Annotated in this window: 13 protein-coding genes, 1 riboswitch and 1 other annotated feature; of the genes, 1 reads left to right on the forward strand and 12 read right to left on the reverse strand. The window is 40.1% G+C overall.

What is annotated here, in order from left to right:
- Positions 1 to 2: 2 nt before the first annotated feature.
- Together purS and JT739_RS09420 are read right to left on the reverse strand one after the other, a co-directional pair.
- Positions 3 to 251, reverse strand: a complete 249-nt coding sequence (gene purS / locus JT739_RS09415; protein ID WP_237660871.1) for a phosphoribosylformylglycinamidine synthase subunit PurS — start codon at positions 249 to 251, stop codon at positions 3 to 5.
- A gap of 74 nt (positions 252 to 325) precedes the next feature.
- Positions 326 to 426, reverse strand: a riboswitch (purine riboswitch).
- 163 nt (positions 427 to 589) lie between these two features.
- The gene (locus tag JT739_RS09420; RefSeq protein ID WP_237660872.1) at positions 590 to 1,753 is read right to left on the reverse strand and encodes a pyridoxal phosphate-dependent aminotransferase; all 1,164 of its coding nucleotides are present in this window, start codon (positions 1,751 to 1,753) and stop codon (positions 590 to 592) included.
- A 182-nt stretch (positions 1,754 to 1,935) separates the two neighbouring features.
- Between JT739_RS09420 and JT739_RS09425 the strand changes: the two genes are divergently transcribed.
- The gene (locus JT739_RS09425; RefSeq protein ID WP_237660873.1) at positions 1,936 to 2,175 is read left to right on the forward strand and encodes a peptidoglycan-binding protein; all 240 of its coding nucleotides are present in this window, start codon (positions 1,936 to 1,938) and stop codon (positions 2,173 to 2,175) included.
- A 5-nt stretch (positions 2,176 to 2,180) separates the two neighbouring features.
- On the opposite strand, the gene JT739_RS09430 is transcribed toward JT739_RS09425, so the two are convergent.
- The 10 genes from JT739_RS09430 to JT739_RS09475 all read right to left on the reverse strand — a co-directional run.
- Positions 2,181 to 3,614 (reverse strand): RtcB family protein, encoded by a 1,434-nt coding sequence (locus JT739_RS09430; protein ID WP_237660874.1) that lies wholly within the window; start codon positions 3,612 to 3,614, stop codon positions 2,181 to 2,183.
- Positions 3,615 to 3,713: 99 nt separating this feature from the next.
- Positions 3,714 to 3,938 carry a small acid-soluble spore protein SspI gene (gene sspI, locus JT739_RS09435; RefSeq protein ID WP_237660875.1) on the reverse strand — a complete coding sequence of 75 codons (225 nt, stop codon included), beginning with the start codon at positions 3,936 to 3,938 and terminating at the stop codon, positions 3,714 to 3,716.
- Between the two features lie 75 nt (positions 3,939 to 4,013).
- Positions 4,014 to 6,509 carry an MBL fold metallo-hydrolase gene (locus JT739_RS09440; protein WP_237660876.1) on the reverse strand — a complete coding sequence of 832 codons (2,496 nt, stop codon included), beginning with the start codon at positions 6,507 to 6,509 and terminating at the stop codon, positions 4,014 to 4,016.
- Positions 6,506 to 7,483, reverse strand: a complete 978-nt coding sequence (locus JT739_RS09445) for a DMT family transporter (RefSeq protein WP_237660877.1) — start codon at positions 7,481 to 7,483, stop codon at positions 6,506 to 6,508. Before JT739_RS09445 ends, JT739_RS09440 begins: the two co-directional genes overlap by 4 nt.
- Before the next feature lie 109 nt (positions 7,484 to 7,592).
- Positions 7,593 to 8,921, reverse strand: a complete 1,329-nt coding sequence (locus JT739_RS09450) for a folylpolyglutamate synthase/dihydrofolate synthase family protein (RefSeq protein ID WP_237660878.1) — start codon at positions 8,919 to 8,921, stop codon at positions 7,593 to 7,595.
- 32 nt (positions 8,922 to 8,953) lie between these two features.
- Positions 8,954 to 11,599, reverse strand: coding sequence for a valine--tRNA ligase (locus JT739_RS09455; RefSeq protein WP_237660879.1), 2,646 nt, complete (start codon positions 11,597 to 11,599; stop codon positions 8,954 to 8,956).
- A gap of 52 nt (positions 11,600 to 11,651) precedes the next feature.
- Positions 11,652 to 11,859, reverse strand: a binding site (T-box leader).
- 51 nt (positions 11,860 to 11,910) lie between these two features.
- Complete coding sequence (locus tag JT739_RS09460; RefSeq protein WP_237660880.1) at positions 11,911 to 12,717, reverse strand: undecaprenyl-diphosphate phosphatase; 807 nt, start codon at positions 12,715 to 12,717, stop codon at positions 11,911 to 11,913.
- Positions 12,718 to 12,741: 24 nt separating this feature from the next.
- Positions 12,742 to 13,713 carry a D-glycerate dehydrogenase gene (locus JT739_RS09465; RefSeq protein ID WP_237660881.1) on the reverse strand — a complete coding sequence of 324 codons (972 nt, stop codon included), beginning with the start codon at positions 13,711 to 13,713 and terminating at the stop codon, positions 12,742 to 12,744.
- Positions 13,714 to 13,723: 10 nt separating this feature from the next.
- Positions 13,724 to 15,013: a [Fe-Fe] hydrogenase large subunit C-terminal domain-containing protein gene (locus JT739_RS09470; RefSeq protein WP_237660882.1), complete on the reverse strand. Its 1,290-nt coding sequence runs from the start codon at positions 15,011 to 15,013 to the stop codon at positions 13,724 to 13,726.
- A 240-nt stretch (positions 15,014 to 15,253) separates the two neighbouring features.
- Positions 15,254 to 15,821, reverse strand: a 568-nt coding sequence (locus JT739_RS09475; RefSeq protein WP_237660883.1) for a folate family ECF transporter S component, incomplete at its 5' end; no start/stop codon positions are given.

The raw sequence follows: 15,821 nt of genomic DNA on the forward strand, positions 1-15,821 counted from the left end.
ATTTAGGCCTCCATTATTTCAAATTTGTAGTCTTCAATAACCGGATTTGATAAAATCTTTTCACATAGTTCAGTTGCAACTTTTTCGGCAGAAGCTTTATCGGCAACATCAATTTTTACATTATAAAATTTGCCTGTCTCGATATCACTGACTTTGTCAAATCCGCAGTCTGCGATAGTCGTTTTTATAGCACTGCTTTGAGGATCTAACACTCCGGTTTTGTAATAGATATAAACCTTTGCTAAAAACATAAATTCTACACTCCTTTGCATTTTTACTAAAAAAAGGGTAGATTACATCTCTACCCTTTTTTTCTACATTTATGCAATAAAGTACTAAGCCTTATAGCCAGGGCAGTTACGGCCGCCCGGTAGAGACTTTCAGGCCAATTCCTGAAATTATATAAGGTCACGATTGCATTATTCTTTTGTTCTTATATTATCACAAGATATACAATTTAGCAATACTTTTTACGAACATTTTTATTTAATAATTCCTTAACGTCCGGTTTTTGGTCTATTTTTATTTCTTTGTAAAGAATTTCATGCGCGCTAAAATTAACATTTCTTCAATTTATCGCTTTTATAAACTACAAGGTTTTCAAAAAATCCTTCATTCTTTTCACAGCTTCTTCTAGATTTTCCATGGAAGTAGCATAAGAAAGCCTTATAAAACCTTGACCGTTTTCTCCGAAGGCGTTGCCGGGAACTACTGCCACTTTCCCCTCCCATAATAGCCTTTTTGCAAATTCCTCTGAATTAAGGCCTGTTTCTTTAATTGAGGGAAAAACATAAAAAGCACCTTTTGGCTCGAAACACTTAAGGCCCATTTCTCTTAAACTTTCTAACAGATACTTTCGCCTTTTGTCATATTGTATCCGCATAGTCGCAATATCATTATCTCCATTTTTCATAGCTTCTATAGCTGCGTACTGGCCCATAGTTGCTGCACAGGCTACATTGTATTGATGTACCTTCAATATCTGCTGTGCGAAGCCTTCCGGAGCAGCAATATAGCCCAATCTCCAGCCGGTCATGGCATAAGCTTTGGAAAATCCATTTATGGTAATGGTTCGTTCCCACATTTCTTCAATTTTGGCAAATGCCGTATGTTCCATTCCATAAGTCAGTTCAGAGTATATCTCATCAGATGCAACTATTAGATCATGTTTTTTTACTACTTGAGCTATCGCTTTCAGCTGTTCTTCTGTCATAACCGCTCCTGTTGGATTGTTCGGGTAAGGCAGAATTAACAACTTTGACCGAGGAGAAATATATTTTTCTAGCACTTCAGGCCTTAAAACAAAATTATCCTCTAAATATGTAGGCACATAAACAGGTGTGCCACCTGCTAATATAGTGCATGGCCCGTATGCTACAAAGGATGGCTGTGGTATTAAGACCTCATCTCCCGGTTCTATCAGTGTCCTTATAACCACATCAATAGCCTGACTTGCACCAATTGTAACAACTATTTCCGATTCAGGTTTATAATCCAATTGATAGCGGCGATTTAGGTATTCGGATATTTCCTGCCTAAGTTCATAAAGACCTGCATTAGGCGTGTAAAAGGTGCGCCCATCGTCAAGAGCCTCAACTGCAGCCTGATTTATATGGGACGGCGTTGTAAAATCAGGTTCGCCGATGCACAATGATATGGCACCTTCTACTTCTTTTACCATGTTGAAAAAGTAACGGATAGTTGAAATTTCAATGTCTTTTGCTCTTTGAGCTACGTATTTCTCATAGTGCAAAAATATCTCCTCCTGTACAAGATTAATTATTAAGATTATATCTCAAAAAATTTTTTCCGCAAATTAACTTTTTGTAAAAAATAATTAATAATATAATAAATGATTTTAGATATGGTTTTGATAACATTTTTATTAATATCAAAATATGATATAAGTGAAAATTTTATTGGGAGGGGAAAAACATGCTGTCACGTCAACAAGAGTTTGGTTCGAGAATATTATATCGCGGGTTGCAAGGTGAGGATGTGAAAGAATTGCAGTCAAAGCTGGAAAGCCTCGGTTACGATGTAGGTCCCATTGATGGCATCTTCGGCCCCTTAACCGAAAATGCAGTTAAAGCATTTCAGAAAGACAACGGCTTGGTAGTCGACGGCATTGTTGGCCAAGAAACCTTCTCTGCACTAGAAAGATTAGTGCCGTAAAAATTTTATGCCTCATCTCCCTCACCTTTAAGAACCCCCATAGGTGTTAGCTTAACAATGGGCCTGGTAAGCCCTGCTTCAACTAGAGTGAAGATTACTTCATCTATATCTTTATATGCAAGCGGGGCTTCATCAAGCAGGGATTTCATATTTTTTGCAATAGTCACCACATTTCCCATTTGCTTTATTAGATCTTCTCTTGTAAATTCGGATCTGGCTTGTTTTCTCGACATTATTCTGCCAGCGCCGTGATTTACAGAGCAAAAAGTGCTTTTTATTCGGTCAGTACCTAAAACTACATAAGAACCTGTACCCATGCTACCTGGAATTATAGCCGGCTGGCCCGTAGTCTTAAAGCAGTTGGGATTGTCCTCATGCTTTGCAGGCAAAGCCCTTGTGGCTCCTTTTCTGTGTACCAATAGCCACTTGCCGTCATACTTTTCTCTTTTCGCTATATTATGGGCAACGTCATATAATATATCAAGGCCTAGCTTAGACTCTGATTGCTTAAGCACTTCTACAAAGGCTTCCCGCACAAAATGGGTTATTATCTGTCTATTGGTAAAAGCATAGTTGGCAGCACAAGCCATGGCTTTAAGGTAATTTTGACCATCTTCAGAAAAAATAGGAGCACATGCTAGACCCTTTTGTGGAGCAGGAGTTTGGTTCTTGTGAGAATTATTCCACATAATTTGGGAGTAGTCAGTACAGATTTGGTGTCCAAAGCCTCGGCTGCCTGTGTGAATCATTATGTAAATTTGATTTTTGTACAGGCCTAATTTTGATGCTATCTCCTCATTAAAGATTTGGCTTATCCGGCCTACTTCTATGAAGTGATTGCCTCCTCCTATGGTTCCAAGCTGATCCGTCCGCTCCATTGCCGATTTTGGAATTGCAGAAACACTAGCCCCTTTGATACAACCATAGTCTTCAATTCGATTTAAATCTTCATGTCTGCCAAAACCTTTTTTTATATAATACTCTGTACCTTCATAAGCTATACCTTCAAGATTTGGTTTTCTTAGTTCCTTCAGCATACTGGATTTGCCCACACCTTGGGGCACTCTTTTCGAAATTGCCTGCAGGATCTTACTGAGAAGATCCTTGTTTATTTCTTCGGAAAAAACGCGTGTTGTAATTAGCCTAACACCACAATTAATATCCATGCCTACCGCACCGGCCGACACCACACCTTTTTCGTAATCAGTAGCCAAAACACCACCAATGGGCAAACCATATCCGGTGTGGATATCAGGCATACCTATCACAGGGCTCACAACACCATGCAGCATTGAAGCATTATAGAGCTGCTTTATTGCCTCATCTTCGGTAAAATCCTCTAACAGTTTTTTGCTTAAATATACGTGAATATCTACTTGATTTTTGTCAGACGACAAAACATAACAATTCTTGGATACTTCTCTTAATCTTTCTTTCATTCCCAACCTCCTGTAAAATTCAATCTTTCTTCTAACTTACCTAAAGATCTGCTGTTTTTCAACAGTAAAAAAAAATCGGGGAAAAACCCCGACTACAGCTTATGCCTTGGCAGCAGGAATGCCCTCCATTATTTTATTCATCATGTTATCTTTTTCCTGGTCATTAGATTTACTCCAAACAACTTCAAATAGAATTCCCATGCCCGGCAATGCTTCTTCCTCACGCATATCAATGGTTTCTTGAATGTAGCCTTGAATTTCCTCCCGCGTGCTGCCAGCAAGGTTTTGCAAAACTAAATTTCTAATATCAAAAGCTGGTGCCACAAAAATCTCCCTGCCTTTCTGAATTGATATGGAGCGCCCATTATTATTTTGCACAATTTTTGTGGCTATTATTTTTTAAATTATTTCTAATGTCATTCCAGTCAATGCCAAAAATCGACTTTGAATTTCGGCCTTAACTGCATCATCTATATCCTGATTCAATACTATTTGCACCAGCATATTATCTAGGAAAATACTAGGATTTTTCTTTAATTTAAGGCCTTTTTCAAAAGCTAACCGTTTTGCTATATTTATAATTTCTGTTTGATTACATGAATCGCTTAACTTTATGGTATAACCGGTTTCTTTTGCCAATTTTGTAATTGTATCGCAGTACTGCTCGCCTATTACTTTTGAAATAAATGAAAGCTCAATATATTTCACACCACTTTTAGTCAACTTAATACTCTTTTTGTATGGTTTATGAGGCAACTTAGAAAATGCTTCATCTATGCATCTTAAGGCTTGATTTTGCTCGATTTGACCATTTTTTGATGATAAAAAATCATCGCCACTATTATCCTCATCTTCATCGTTTATTAGCAAACTTAAACCAGTGATTTCCTGAAAGTCTTTGTGCAGTTCCTCATTATTTGTCAGTTCTCCATCTATAATTACCCTGACTTTACGACTTTGAGGCATGAAAGATATTTTATTTATTAACACATCTTTTGGAAATAAATTGTAAATTACCTCATTTAAAGCTTGAGTGTTTATATTTTTATTTATTTCAACCTGCCATCCGGTGTGCTTTTCAAATTCCTCAATTTTGTCAGCATATTTTAATCTGGCAATTTCGGGAAAATTAAAGTACAAAAGTGCAATTTTTTCATCGAATCTGGCACCTTTTTTATAAAGGCCGGTTTCCGAATCGAAAAATTCGTCTACAAGAGCTAACATTTCATTTACTTCCATTACTTTAGGAGCAGCAAGTTTCTCTATTTCGCTTTTTTTTACAGCATGATATAAAAACATACGGCGCCTGTCAGGCTCAAAATATATTGACTCATTCAGAATCCGTTTTACTTCTAAAGCATCTTGCTCATAGCCCCATATTTCAATAAGTTCTTCCACCGAAAGCGCCGCTGATATTCCTATATTTGCCGTGATAAATTCCCATAATTCTCTAACATTTTCGGAATCTAAAGGTTTGCTTTTATCCATTTTTGGATATTCTGCCCTGTTTTTTTGTTTTCGTGGTTTTTTTATGCTTATTGTATATACTTCTCCGTTTTCTGGTGCATATACAAAGCTGTTGATGTCCTTTTGTATTTCTTTACCAAGGCTGTTAATGGATTCGGGATTTCCATGCACTAAAAATATCCTTCTTGGATATAAATTATTTGCTAAGTTTAGTATCTCTATTTTATCAGCATGAGCAGAAAGTCCAAATCTGCCTACTTTACATTTTATATCAACTTCTGTGTCCCCAAGTTTCAGGGTCTTGTCACGGTTTTTGTCTGTTTCACTAGCTTCCATAATCCTTAACAAGTCTCGGCCCGGCGATTCTTCATCCTGGTATCCGGTTATGGCAATTAGATTGCGCTCATCCTTTGCCAAGGTTTGTGCATACATTTGGCTTGGGCCACCGGTTAGCATGCCAGAACTTGCAATAATTACACAGGGTGTTTTTGATTCTAAAATCTCCCTGCGTTGCTTCGGATTTTCTACAGCAGTTATATTATCATCATAAAATATATCTGTTCCTTTAAATAATTTTTTGGCAAGTTCTGATTTTAAATAATTGGGGTTTAAATTATATACGCGGCAGATATCTTTTACCATACCATCAACATAAACAGGACAACTAGTGAGTTTCCTTTTATTTATAGCTTTTTTTAAAATCAGAATTATTTCCTGAGCCCTGCCTAATGCAAAGGCAGGAACCAAAACTTTGCCGCCTTCTACTATAACTTGATTTATAGATTCAATAAGCCGCTGTTCTTCAATTTGCCTGTTGGCATGAAGTCTATCGCCGTACGTAGCTTCAAAAATCGCTACATCCGGCCTAAGTTTAGGAATAGCAGCACCTTCTATAGTATTTTGCCTAAATGCGCAAAAGTCGCCTGAATAAAACAAACTGCCTTCTGCCCCTGTAATATAAATAGAGGCTGCTCCAGCTATATGTCCTGCACTGTAAAAAGTAATGTTTATATCTGCATCGTTAAATGGTTTAAAAGTAAATTCGGGCGAGAAACAAAGGGTTCTATTGAGCATTTCTCGCACGTGGTTTTCTGCATATATGGGAATTTCTGCTTCTCGTTCCATAATTTTTAAGCTATCATACAAAAGAACTCTCGTCAGATCTTTTGACATATGAGTCATATATATAAGTGCATTTGGAAATTGTCGGCTTAGGGCCGGAAGAGCTCCAGTATGGTCAGTATGAGCATGGCTTACTATAATAGCATCTATGCCCCCACTTTCCTGAAGCAGCCTAAAATCCGGCAGGGCATCTTTTGACGAAGTAAGTCTTATGCCACAATCAAGTAAAATATTTTTTCCATCAATTTGCACAAAATAGCATGAAGCACCTACTTCACCAGCTCCACCGCAAAATAATAACTTCAACTTTCTACCTCCGATTTCATCATTGTTTTTGATGAGTGTTTTACTTTTTGCCGCCTGGTAAAAGCATCTATTTTACCATAGCGGTTTGTTCCCCAAACACCGGATAGTATCATAATAGCACCAACCACATTAAACCAATATATGGGTTCATTTCTAAAAACCGCGCCGGCAATTACTGAAATTATAGTAGCTACATTAGAAATGACAGATACTCTGGAAGATTCTATTTTAGATAACAAATAATTGAGCATAAAATACGCAGCAACGGAAGAACAGACACCCAGATAAATTATGGAAACCAAGGCTTTGCCGTTTGTCAGTGGATAAAAATAATAGCTTAATTTTCCTTTAATTAGATGCTGTGCAACTGATATGCCGTTAAAAACAACCGCACCGACCCACACCATAGTATAAGTAATTTCAACAGGCGTAAACTCAGATGACAGTTTTCTGGATAATACATTATATATTCCTGCTGAAATAACAGCGCCCAAAAGTATAAAAGTTCCAAGCATATTCGCTCCTACTTTAAAGCTTTCCTTCATAACCGTCATGAAAATAACGCCTGACACAGATAGAAGTATAAACCCTGTTTGGACAGGGGTGGGCTTTTCTTTTAGATAAAATGCAGCAAATATGACAATAAAAACCGGGAGCAGTGATATTATGATAGCTGCTTCTGATGATGTTGTAATGTTTACCCCAATGGTTTCACATATGAAGTATAGAACAGGTTCCATTAACGTTAAAAGAGCTAGGTGTCTTAAGTTTTTGCCTTTAAGATTTATTTTAATTAGACCGCAAAGTTGCATAATCACAAAAACCAGGGTAGCTACAGCAAAGCGAAAACTTAGCAAGTGAAAAGGTTCCAAAACATCAAGGGCTTCTTTTGTGAACAAAAAAGAAAAGCCAAAAATGCTTGCAGTACAGGCTCCAGCCAATAATAGACTGAAATTTTTTTTGCAGTGCATCATGCTTCTCTCCTTGATAAATTCAACTCTTTCATCAAAGATATTTCTTTTTCTTTAATGGCCACTAAGATAAGTAGAAAAACACAGGGACAAAATGTCCCCGTGTGCTGTTTTATTGTTTTGTTAACAATGTCCTGACATGGCCTATCATATATAGTGAGCCTGCAAAAACAATCATATCTTCGTCAGCAGCCAAGGAATAAGCCAGCTTTACTGCATCTTCTATTTTCTCTTTGGCATAAAGTTTAATTTGAGAATCTCTCAAGATGCTTAAAGCCGTCTCTGACAATCTGGCTGCAGAAAGGGCTCTGGGGTTATCCGGTGCCGTGCAAATTACAGTATCAGCCAAAGGTAACAATTCCTTTAACATTTCTTTATAATCTTTATCTTCCAAAATGCCTATAACCAGAATCTTATTTTGGTCTTTGAAATATTCTTCAAGAGCAGCTTTTAGGGTCTTTACGCCAGCAATGTTATGAGCCCCATCGATTAAAACTGTAGGCTTTTCACGGATTACTTCCAATCTGCCAGGCCACTTGACCTTTTTTAATCCCGAATATATGGCCTCCTTTGTAATTTCTCCTTGGGAAATCAAAAGCTCCACAGCACAAACGGCAGTTGCGGCATTGTCAAATTGATGCCTTCCTATAAGCCCTATTTGAAGATCAGGATATTCAGCATTTGGTGTAAACAAATCAAAGGTCATGCCCTCAACTCCACCAGCTTTGGGCTCATAGCTTACAGTATCAGGTGCACTATCAGCCTTTTTATTTATTACCTTTGTCAGCGGGCACTTAAGGGCCCTGCATGTTTCTTCAATTACAGCCATAGCTTCATCTTCCTGAGGGCCTGTTACTACAGGAACGCCCGGTTTAATAATGCCGCACTTTTCCCTGGCAATATCTCTAATCGTACTACCCAAATACTGCTGGTGGTCCAGACTAATAGGCGTTATGACGCTTACCAGCGGCGTCACTATGTTTGTGGCATCGAGTCTTCCTCCCATGCCTACTTCAAGAACCAGAAAATCCACAGCCTGTTCTTCAAAGTACAGGAATCCTATAGCTGTCACCACTTCAAACTCCGTAGGAGAGCCCAGATTGTTTTCCCTCATATAAATTACTTTTTTGCGGACTTTGTCTGTTAGCCTTGCCAAGTCGTCATCAGAAATATTTTCCCCATTTACTCGCATCCGCTCATTGAAAACTTCAAGATATGGGGAGGTGTAAAGGCCAACTTTATAGCCTGCCGCCCGAAGAACTGAATCGATCATGGCACAGGTGGAGCCTTTGCCATTGGTGCCAGCCACGTGAATTACTTTCATGTTCTTTTGGGGATTACCCAAAAGTTCTAAAAGCTGTGTAATATTTTGAAGACCCAGCTTTGTTCCAAATCTGTTTAGGCCATGGATAAAATCTAAAGCTTGGTTGTAGCTTAACATATATATTTCCCTTCTCTAAAGTTGGTTTTTCATCAAGCCAAATCAGTCAGCATCTTTAATCGATGCTCAACTTTTTCTAGCATTTCTTGATAATCCTTTTGTTTCTGCTGTTCTTTTTCTACTACATCCTGAGGAGCTTTTTGTAAAAATCCTTCATTGCTCAGCTTTTTATTAACCCTATCTATTTCTTTTTCCAAATTGGCCTTTTCCTTTTTAAGTCTTGATATTTCTGTCTCTATATCCACTAAACCTTCCATAGGTATAAAAATCTCTGCGCCCTTGATTACGCAGGAAATTGCTTTTTGCGGCAAGTCTGCAGTTTCGTCTACGATTTCCATTTCAGATACTTTAGCCAAGCTGTAGATTATATTTAAATTGTCTTTCAGTATTTCCATTACTTCCGGACTGCTTACTCTGGCAAGAGCCAAAGCTTTCTTTCCGGGCGGAACATTCATCTCTGCTCTAATATTTCTGATTCCTCGCACCGCATCCATTACAAGTTCCATTTGGTCAGCATCGTCAAAATCCCACTCCTCTTTATATTGAGGCCATGCAGATGTCATGATGCTTTTGCCCTCATGAGGTATATGCTGCCAAATTTCTTCTGTAATAAAGGGCATGAACGGATGCAGCAATCTCAATGCCTGCTCAAGGACCGTCCAGAGCACCTTTTGAGTCCGCTTTTTGCTTTGAGCACAATCACCGTATAAATCTATCTTGGCCATTTCTATATACCAATCGCAGAATTCGCTCCAGAAAAAGTCGTAGATCTTTTGAGCAGCCATGCCTATCTCGAATTTTTCCAGGGATTCTGTAACATCTCGGGTTATGTCATTTAACCGCTTTAAAATCCAGCGATCGGCTAAAGATAATTCATCTACATCAATTTCACCAGGTTCAAAGTCCTCTAAATTCATCATTACAAAGCGAGAAGCGTTCCAGATCTTATTTGCAAAATTGCGGCTTGCTTCTACTTTTTCCCAATAAAATCTCATGTCATTGCCAGGAGCGTTGCCGGTACTTAGAGTAAATCTCAAAGTGTCTGCACCGTATTTATTGATAACTTCCAATGGATCAATGCCGTTGCCGAGGGATTTACTCATCTTGCGCCCCAGTGCATCCCGCACAAGACCGGTAATGACTACGTATTCAAAAGGTGCCTCCTTCATAAATTCCATACTTTGAAAGATCATCCTGGCAACCCAGAAAAAAATGATATCATAGGCAGTTACCAGCACTGATGTGGGATAAAAATACTGTAAATCCTCTGTCTTTTCCGGCCAACCCATGGTAGAGAATGGCCACAAGGCTGAACTAAACCAGGTGTCGAGTACATCGGGATCCTGCTCAATATGTCTGCTGCCGCACTTCGGACATACTGTTATATCTTCACGAGATACTGTGGTTTCTCCGCAATCTTGGCAATACCAAGCGGGAATCCTATGGCCCCACCACAGCTGCCTGGATATGCACCAATCTCGGATATTTTCAAGCCAGTTTAAGTATATCTTCGTAAATCTTTCTGGGACAAACTTAACTTTTCCCTGTTTGACTACTTCAATGGCAGGCTCTGCCAGGGGCTTCATCTTTACAAACCACTGCTTAGATACCGTAGGCTCCACAACCGTATCGCATCGATAACAGTGACCTACGCTATGCTTAATATCTTCTATCTTTTCCAATAAACCTTCTCGTTTGAGTTCTTCTACTAAAGCCTTTCTGCACTCAAACCTGTCCATTCCCTTATACTTTCCGGCTTCTTCATTCATAAATCCGCTGTCATCTATTACTGTGATTACAGGAAGGTTGTGCCTTATGCCCATTTCAAAATCGTTGGGATCGTGGCCGGGTGTAACTTTAACTGCGCCGGTGCCAAATTCCATATCCACATAATCATCTGCGATGACGGGAATTTCTTTGCCTACAATTGGCAGAATGAGTGTCTTGCCTACCACATCTTTATAGCGCTCATCTTCAGGGTTTACAGCCACAGCCGTATCTCCTAATATGGTTTCAGGCCGTGTAGTAGCTACTGTCAAAAATCCAGATCCGTCTTTATATGGATATTTTACATAATATATCTTGTCCACTTGTTCTTCATGTTCCACCTCTATATCCGACAGGGTGGTTTTACAAGTAGGACACCAGTTTACAATATAGTTGTCGCGATAAATAAGGCCTTTTTCATATAATTGGACAAAAACCTCTCTTACTGCCTTGCTCAATCCCTCATCCATGGTAAACCTGAGTCTTGACCAATCGCAGGAAGAACCCAATTTTTTCAATTGGCTGACAATGGTGCCCCCATATTTTTCCTTCCATTGCCAGACTCTCTCCAAAAACTTTTCCCTGCCTAAATCAAATTTAGACAAGCCTTCTTCGGCCAATTGTTCTTTAACTTTGGCTTCAGTTGCAATTCCCGCATGATCTGTTCCCGGAAGCCATAAGGCACTGTAACCCTGCATGCGCTTGGTTCGTATCAAAATATCCTGCAGCGTATTGTTCAACGCATGTCCCATGTGAAGCTGGCCTGTAACATTTGGCGGGGGAATAACTATAGTAAAAGGCTGCTTGTCCGGATTCCGTTCTGCATAAAAAAGATTCTCTTTTTCCCAGAATTCATACCATTTATCTTCCACTTGTTTTGGATCGTAAACAGATGGCAAATTCTTTTGCATCAAACCACTCCTATGCTTTGTTTGTTATAAATCTAAAAAAGCCTTTCATCCAAAAAAGGACGAAAGGCCTGCTTCCGCGGTACCACCTTAATTCTCTAAAAGAGCACTCATACTTTAACGGGCACACCGTCTCTGGCTACTTAATTTCACCAGAGCTGCTCCAGGGCGACCTTCAAAGCTACTCCTGGAAGGCTTTCAGCCACGACCTTCCTCTCTTTTAAAAGGAGCTCGCTTTTACTCCTCCCCTTCAACGCATTCTGTTTTTTTATTATTCTACCTATGTAAGAAACCTTTGTCAAGGCTTACATGCTTTACAAAATACCTGTAGTAATCAGAACAACCATGATGATGCCAAGCACTATGCGATAGTAGGCAAAGGACTTTAGAGAGTGCTTCTTTAAATATGACAGAAATACGTCTACAGCCAGCAGCGCAACAATGAAAGAAACGGCAAATCCAATTCCTAAAGCCTGCCACTGAAGAGTGCTCATACTGGAAAAGCCTTTTATTAATGAATATGCGCTGGCAGCTATCATAGTAGGTATAGCCAAAAAAAATGAAAACTCCGCTGCAGCCTTTGTGGAAAGGCCTGCTGCCATACCTCCCATTATAGTAGAGGCGGACCTTGACATTCCGGGGATTAAGGCAAGACATTGACCTAACCCAATGACAAAGGCCTGCTTCACATTGGCCTTATCCATATCGTCTAAGCCCCACCGGCCAAAGAGATTCTCAGCAAATATCATTAAAAATCCACCAACGATGAGGGCTATGGCTACGGTAAAAGATGAGAAAAAATATTCTTCAATAATATCATTAATCAGCAGACCTAATACAGCTGAGGGCAAAAACGCAATGAATATTTTAAACCATAGATTAAATCCTTTTTGTCCAGGTCTCAGATGGATCAGAGAATCCAGTATTTTGCTTCTGTAATAGAAGATTACAGCTAAGATAGCACCTAACTGTATGACGATTTCAAACATGGTATGGAAACTTTCACCTTTGAAATCTATAAAGTCGCCTACAATAATCATATGGCCGGTAGAAGATATAGGTAAAAATTCAGTAATGCCTTCTACTATCCCCATTATTAGGGCTTTTACTAACAAACTCATACTTTTTCTCCTTCTCAAAGTTTTTTATTGATAAACTTCCGGGTTTACGACGTTTGGTGGTTGCTTTCCTTCAAAAACAGCTATCAAGTTTTGAGCTGCCATTTTTGCCATGGCAATTCTTGTTTCCAATGTGGATGTGCCAATATGGGGAGTTAATACCGTATTGTCTAGCTTTAAAAGTTCCGGATGTATGTAGGGCTCTCTTTCAAAGACATCCAAACCTGCTCCCGCTAAGATGCCACTTTTTAGGGCTCTTACCAGTGCTTCTTCGTCCACAACGGGGCCCCTGGCAGTATTTATGAGATACGCTCCCCTTTTCATTATAGCAAATTGTTCTTGGCCGATTAAGTGAAAAGTTTCATCGGTTTTTGGCACATGAATGCTCACTATATCTGAACGCTTAAGGAGCTCATCCAGAGGTTGATAATAACATTGTTCAGACTGATCTTTGCTTTTATCTCGCGGGTTCCTCTGGTAGTATATGACATTCATGCCGAAAGCTTTTGCCCGGCGGGCGACCGCCTGACCTATACGGCCAAAGCCAATAATCCCCAAAGTCTTGCCTGTTAATTCAAACCCCAGCAACTGCATAGGCCCCCAGCGAAAAGGTGCTTTGCTTTTTAAAATGCGATCAGCTTCTGCTATACGCCTGGTTACTGCTAAAATAATGCCAAATGTTAATTCAGCAGTCGCTTCTGTAACGACATCGGGCGTGTTAGTGACGATAATTTTTCGACGCGTGGCGGCCTCAACATCTATGTTGTCGTAACCTACCCCGTAATTGCTGATTACCTTAAGCTTTGGAGAGTGCTCCATCAGCTCTTCACTTACTTTCATACCAACACAAAGGATGCCGTCTGCTTCCTCGGCCCTCTTTAATAATTCATCTTCGGACATAAGTTCATTTGAATCGTGATAATCTACATGGCATTTTTGAAATAGCTCTGGCAAACCATCCCGTGGAATATTTCTGGTTACTAGAACTTTGGGCTTCACCCAAACCACCTCACATCTTTGCAGAGTTCAGCTCCACCTTATCTTTATACTTTTCTATCAGTATGTTGGCAGCCTCATTTGATATGGCCTCTTTAATTTGGCTTCTCTTTGCAAAGGCGTCAACTGCTTTCGCACCAACTTCAGGATCTACAAGCTTGCCCGGCCCTCCCACACAACCGCCGATGCAAGCCATTCCCTCAACAAAATTGGCCTCTAATTCTCCCTGCTCAATTGCATCAAGGATTCGCTTGCACTCTTTTATGCCGTTGCCGTGGCGTATTTTCACTTCTAGATTGGGATTTAACCTTTTTATGCTGGCGGCAATTGCCGCGGAAACTCCTCCGGTGTGGGCATATATTCTGCCATCGTGAGAAGCATCACTTAAGGGCATTTTCACATCAATTCTCCCCGGCTCAAGTTTATACGCCTCAAAAATTGCATCCAACTCCTCAAAGGTCAGCACGCAGTCCACGGCGTCCTTTAATTCAGGGAGCTTTGCCTCAGTCTTTTTGGCGATGCAGGGGCCAATAAAGACTACTTTGGCATTTTCATCCTCTGCCTTGATGAACCTGGCAACAGCAATCATAGGCGATACCGAATCCGAAACAAGGCCCGCAATCTTCGGCCTGAAGCCTTTTGCTAGGCGCACAAAGGGAGGACAGCAGCAGGACGTTATCATAAATTTGTCGCCCCTTTCCATGCGCTTCAAAAATTCATTGGCCTCCTTCACCGTTATCATGTCTGCTCCTAAAGCTACTTCCACCACATCGTAAAAGCCCAGCATCAAGAGGGCGCTTTTTATCTGCTCTTCACTAACATCGGGGCCAAACTGGCCGGAAAAGGCCGGTGCTAAAATGGCATATACCCTTTTGTGCTTTTTAATTAAATTTATGGTCTGAGCAATTTCGGCTTTGTCGGTAATGGCGCCTTCGGGACAGGCAACAATGCAAAGGCCACAGGAGAGGCACTTATTAATATCTATGACCGGTTTGCCATCCATATCACCTTTGGAAAGAGCTTCAGTCCCGCAGGCATCTACGCATGCACATCCATCCTGATACCCCTTGCATGCTTTTTCAACTACGGAAATAAAGGGAAAATCTACTTGTTCCGGTATTTTCCCCTTTTCAAAAGACCCCAGAGCCGCTCTGACCCGAAACTCGGCTTCCTCTCTGCTTATATCTTCACCCATACTATCCAATACGGCTTCGTACACATCGTCTAAATTGTCCAAAGTCCGGGCATGTTCGGCCACTAGCCGGTATATCTTCCGCCTAAGCCTTAATTTATCCTCTTTCATGATAACCTCCGATCAATATATTAATAATTATGTATAAGTTCCTTGCTTAATTTATAGTATAGTATATATTTTGCGGTAAATAAAGGCATTACTGCAAATTCCCTCTAGCAAGCCATCGTTATGAAATTGAGGTATAGTTTTTTCCCATAAAAAACTCTCCTCTGAGCAGACCCGGTTAATTATTTCAGGTATCTGCTCAAAGGAGAGCAGTCTACTTTGGAAGTATTATTTAATTGGCCATTAGCCTAAGAGTATATTCGCCCGCTTCATGATCCGCAGAGCCAAAACAGCAAACAGGGGAACATTTATTGCCTGGGATAGTATTCTTGCAGGCAGCGTAGCGAAGAAAGGTATGCCAAAGGCCAACTGCAAAAAATACGGGGTCAAAATGACGGAAGTTATAATTTGGTCGATACCAATGGCAAGCATGAGCTCCCACAAATTCCAGTTTTGCCGCTTTGTCATTCTCAAAACCAGAGGTGGTATTATGCCGGTCAGGGCTGCCGACAAAGTAAACAGCGGCATATACGCTCCCGCAGGATTAATATAGTATCCCACTATGTCGCCAACCGCTCCCACTATTCCTCCACCTGCAGGCCCAAAGATGAGGCCTGCCAAAATTATGGGAAAGCTTCCAAAGCCTATTCTTATGCCCTCCACTGCCCCGATGTTTATTCTTATGCTGGCTACTCTGGTAAGCACAATGTTGAGGGCAATCAGCAAAGACAAATTGACAAGTTCTTTTGTAGAAAACTTCCTCATTAAAAATGCCTCCTTCCATTTTTCGTCGTATTGTAAAGTTAAATGA

It is taken from the genome of Tepidanaerobacter sp. GT38 (assembly GCF_021991635.1).
Taxonomy (GTDB): domain Bacteria; phylum Bacillota; class Thermosediminibacteria; order Thermosediminibacterales; family Tepidanaerobacteraceae; genus DTU063.

What these genes read in the sequence shown, in the direction of transcription:
- JT739_RS09470 (WP_237660882.1), bottom strand. Translation starts at nt 15,013, where the DNA reads ATGAAAGAGGATAAATTAAGGCTTAGGCGGAAGATATACCGGCTAGTG.
- JT739_RS09460 (WP_237660880.1), bottom strand. Translation starts at nt 12,717, where the DNA reads ATGAGTTTGTTAGTAAAAGCCCTAATAATGGGGATAGTAGAAGGCATT.
- purS (WP_237660871.1), bottom strand. Translation starts at nt 251, where the DNA reads ATGTTTTTAGCAAAGGTTTATATCTATTACAAAACCGGAGTGTTAGAT.
- JT739_RS09425 (WP_237660873.1), top strand. Translation starts at nt 1,936, where the DNA reads ATGCTGTCACGTCAACAAGAGTTTGGTTCGAGAATATTATATCGCGGG.
- JT739_RS09445 (WP_237660877.1), bottom strand. Translation starts at nt 7,483, where the DNA reads ATGATGCACTGCAAAAAAAATTTCAGTCTATTATTGGCTGGAGCCTGT.
- JT739_RS09455 (WP_237660879.1), bottom strand. Translation starts at nt 11,599, where the DNA reads ATGCAAAAGAATTTGCCATCTGTTTACGATCCAAAACAAGTGGAAGAT.
- JT739_RS09450 (WP_237660878.1), bottom strand. Translation starts at nt 8,921, where the DNA reads ATGTTAAGCTACAACCAAGCTTTAGATTTTATCCATGGCCTAAACAGA.
- JT739_RS09430 (WP_237660874.1), bottom strand. Translation starts at nt 3,614, where the DNA reads ATGAAAGAAAGATTAAGAGAAGTATCCAAGAATTGTTATGTTTTGTCG.